Source organism: Pseudomonas sp. NY15437, from assembly GCF_048068435.1.
Taxonomy (GTDB): domain Bacteria; phylum Pseudomonadota; class Gammaproteobacteria; order Pseudomonadales; family Pseudomonadaceae; genus Pseudomonas; species Pseudomonas nitroreducens_B.
On the sequence record NZ_JBLUQC010000033.1, the window covers coordinates 1 to 3833 of the forward strand.

1 protein-coding gene and 3 pseudogenes are annotated in these 3833 nt (G+C 47.6%); 2 read left to right on the forward strand and 2 right to left on the reverse strand.

Annotation, left to right across the window (positions count from 1 at the left end):
* Positions 1–133: 133 nt before the first annotated feature.
* Positions 134–304 (reverse strand): annotated as a pseudogene (locus ACNFIA_RS31840) (IS630 family transposase); the annotation flags it as partial.
* Between the two features lie 849 nt (positions 305–1153).
* Here ACNFIA_RS31840 and ACNFIA_RS31845 point away from each other — a divergent pair.
* Together ACNFIA_RS31845 and ACNFIA_RS31850 are read left to right on the forward strand one after the other, a co-directional pair.
* Positions 1154–1363: pseudogene (locus tag ACNFIA_RS31845) on the forward strand (integrase core domain-containing protein); the annotation flags it as partial.
* Positions 1364–1510: 147 nt separating this feature from the next.
* A pseudogene (locus ACNFIA_RS31850) lies at positions 1511–1654 on the forward strand (ATP-binding protein); the annotation flags it as partial.
* Positions 1655–2184: 530 nt separating this feature from the next.
* On the opposite strand, the gene ACNFIA_RS31855 reads toward ACNFIA_RS31850, so the two are convergent.
* The gene (locus ACNFIA_RS31855; RefSeq protein ID WP_416790985.1) at positions 2185–3579 is read right to left on the reverse strand and encodes an OmpP1/FadL family transporter; all 1395 of its coding nucleotides are present in this window, start codon (positions 3577–3579) and stop codon (positions 2185–2187) included.
* Positions 3580–3833: the final 254 nt, after the last annotated feature.

A 3833-nucleotide genomic window follows, 5' to 3' on the forward strand; every position in this document is an offset into this window, starting at 1 on the left:
AGCTCAATCGGGGCAGCAGGACGGCCGGTTTTCATATGTTGCTCCAAGGCATCTCTGATGCTGAAAAGCCTAGACCAAAATATGAGTGTTATTTGTGAAACGCCACACTAGTGTGGTGAATCATAAGTCAGCATTATAATTTTTTACTGAGCACGGATGCTGCCCTCTTCACGGAGGCCAGGATATCTTCTGCCCCCTTGTGCCAGCGGAAAGGCCGGGGATCTTGGTTGTAGGTCGCCAGGTAATGCTCGATGGATGACTCAAGTTCCTTCACGCTGGTATGCGCCTGACGCTTTATCCATTGTAAGCGCTCCATTAACCGAGGCTCTCTTGGGATGTCCTTTGTTGTACCGCCAAATACGCCAAACACGTAATAGACTCGGGACATTTTTTGGGCGTGCCCCCCTGGAAAACTAGAAGGTCCTCAGCCCGATACAAAAAAAGTCCTACCCCCGGTACAGGACCAAAGGGGCTCAAATGAGCACAGAAAGAACAGAATCCTGCATTTCCGTGGCATTAAATAGCAATTCTGTGGCACAGAAATGGTGCTAAATAGTCCGATTCCATTCAGTCGGTATAAGAATGCCAAGACCAGGCCATTGCAGTGGCACAAAATCGCCAGGTAATGGCTATTTAATGGTGCAAAATTTGGGTTTCGCGCCTAGCAGCCTCTGGCCTCTGGTGAGTTATGAGTAGAAGACTTTGGCATGGAGGATCGACTGACAGTAATGCTGTGCAGGTTTCACCCTCAGTTGGGGAAGGTTATCGACGAAAAGCACGGGTCAAATACCGCGAGATTGATGCCCGACTTGACCAGAGGTAGGCCGTCGATGGGTTTTCAGAAGTCGACGGTTTGGGCTAAAGATTTTTGACTGTTGCATCGAGGTCGCATCATGTTGGATGGGCGCCAGCAAGAAATCGGGAGCACAGCATCCGGGATTAGCTAAACGATTTGAATGTTGGGTTAATGGAGCGGTTACAAAGATTTTTGACTGTTGCATCGAGGTCGCATCATGTTGGATGGGCGCCAGCAAGAAATCGGGAGCACAGCATCCGGGATTAGCTAAACGATTTGAATGTTGGGTTAATGGAGCGGTTACGCATCGGGGATCAGGTAAGCGCTTTGAATGTGGGGTTCATGGAGCGCTTACGTTACGACAACGCACCCATGGAGCGGCTGTTTCGTAGTTTGAAAACGGAGTGGGTGCCGACGGTGGGTTACATGACGACAGCGTTGGCCGAGCAGGACATCGGCCGCTACCTCATGCAGCGGTATAACTGGACAAGGCCGCATAAGCGCAACGGTTTCGTACCGCCGGCGGTTGCGGAAGAAAAACTCAATTCTGTGTCCGGGAATTGTTGACCACTACACGACGGCCCTGCCTTGTAGGTTGCCGGAGCTCTCTAGAATGAGCTTTATAGGCGATTATAAAGTGATTATAGAATCCGGCTTTTTGAGCTCGATGCCCAACCAAGGTATTCAGCTTCAAGACTCGATTTCTCAGACCCCCTCTACGAGCACACCAGCGTGGTCATCACCACCAACCTGAGCTTTGCCGAATGGTCGAGCGTGTTTGGCGACGCCAAGCTGACTACAGCTTTGCTGGATCGCCTCACGAACCACTGCTACATCATCGAAACCGGCAACGAGTCCTAGTAATTATAGCTGCTTCAGCCTCCGCCGAACTTGAAATTAGCGAGCCAATCGAAAATGATCAGATCACTCACTAATTTCGGTGCTTTTCACCCTTTGACAGCAACTTTTCACAACTATTCTCCGCATCATAGACACACCTTTCTTGCATATTCCAGCAAACTCCGAAGCGCCATTCACAGGCTCACCAGCGCAAACAACGTCACAACTGAGCAGTGCTCGTCAGCAACTAACGGAAACACACCTTGAGTAGCTAAAATGTCACTTGAGCACGCGGAACGGATACTTGACTTTGGCACGCGCACCCAGTCCCAGGCCTGCTCGATATGGATATCAGAACATAAAACGGGAAAAGATACTGAAGTGCACATAAACAAGAAAAAACTGAAGCCACTCACAATCTAGCCGAACAGCAGAACAAGTAGCTACAGCCTCGATAAAGTGATACTAGGAAGCATAATACGAATCAAACAGCGGCTTCCTAGCACAGCACTTAATTTTCCATACAACAACCTAGTTTAAATCCACCATCAGAATGAATAAATGTAGTCCAAGACAAAATTATCTTGTGACATGGACGACCTAACAGGGGATGATGTGTTGTAAGTTGATCGGTTAGTCATACTACTCTCAAAGGCGTGTGAGTATGCAGCATCAAATCTACTCGATTTAGAGAAATTATAGCTAAAGCCTAAGGAGGCATGCTTCTGTAAAATCCCTGGGACCAGGGCAAGCAACACCTCATCATTGAATGGCTGAGTAGCCTGACGGTATCCTGCTCGCAGCGTAAGCTTCTGGGTCGCGGCATACGAAGCCCCAATCGCCACAATCGTTTGATCCTTGGCGTTCTGAGGTAATTTCAGATCAACACCACCAGCGTCACTAGCAAAGCCCACGTCAATATCTTTCAAAGCATCCTTCCAGAAAACCCGAGATAAATCTAAAGCGAGCAAGAACCTGTCAGTTACATTATGGCTCAAGCCTACATCAAGCTTGGCAGGCGTGTTGAAATTTAAAAACCGAACCTCCCCATCAATAGGTACATTACCAAGCAAGCCATCGACGGCAGTGATTGTTCCTCGCCCCTTTAGATCGTTCATATGACTCTTGAACATGTAAGAAACACCCAGATTTGTTGTAGGCGCCACCTTGTACAACAAACCTAACCTACCAGAGTAACCCCAACCATCTACACCACTTGCAATTTCTTTGTTTTTGCTAACGCTCAGATGCACACCACGCGGATCAGGTAAAGTACTGATCAATCCCATTAAGGAGCCAGAGACTCGTCCACTCTGAGCAAGGCTACCTAACTGATTCATTCCAAGCAAGTAATCAAGATTCAAACCAGTCCATTTTGCATCCAACGAACCTCCGATGGAAAAACGATCATTAACCTTGAAACTTACTGCAAAAGGTATGTCAAGAATAAACAAACGGCTCGCATTCTCAAGACCTGTATCAGCGCCAGCGGCATAACCCACTCCACCAACATCACCGCGCGACAAAAAACTAGACTTCCCATACTCAACCCCTATACCAGCTTGTGCAAAAATACCCGCACCAACAGTCCAGTTGGAAAATTTACGAGTAAAAGCAAACTGAGGGGCAACATACGGACCTCTATTATTAGAGTGCGTGCTTGATGACACGTCTTCACCTGTAGTAAGACTCGAAGCACTGATGTCAGTGGTAATCAAGTCGAACCCTAGCAACACTTCACCTGTCGCATCTGACAAATCCATTGTCGCCGGGTTAACCATCATTGACGCCGGACCGACATAATGAGCAACAGCGGTCCCTCCCATACCTCTCGAAACTGCACCAAAACCCTCAAGATACACGCCATCTGTCGCTAACGCATAGAATGACCATACACTCAAAAGCACGCCAACGACACTTCGGTAGAATATTTTAGACGCCATAGTCTTCACCATTTTTATTATTTATTGACCCCTGCCAAAACTGTGAATGGAGGATGTCAAATTAATTTCAAGATGACTATCACTTCAATCGTGCAAAAGCCGCGCATACGGCAGTGCACCAATCTATATTTCTAGTGTGCTATTGTGGCGTTTCACAAATAACACTCATATTTTGGTCTAGGCTTTTCAGCATCAGAGATGCCTTGGAGCAACATATGAAAACCGGCCGTCCTGCTGCCCCGATTGAGCTGAGT

Bases quoted from the DNA above. Each gene is read 5' to 3' on its own strand.
- ACNFIA_RS31855 (WP_416790985.1), bottom strand. From the start codon at position 3,579: ATGGCGTCTAAAATATTCTACCGAAGTGTCGTTGGCGTGCTTTTGAGT.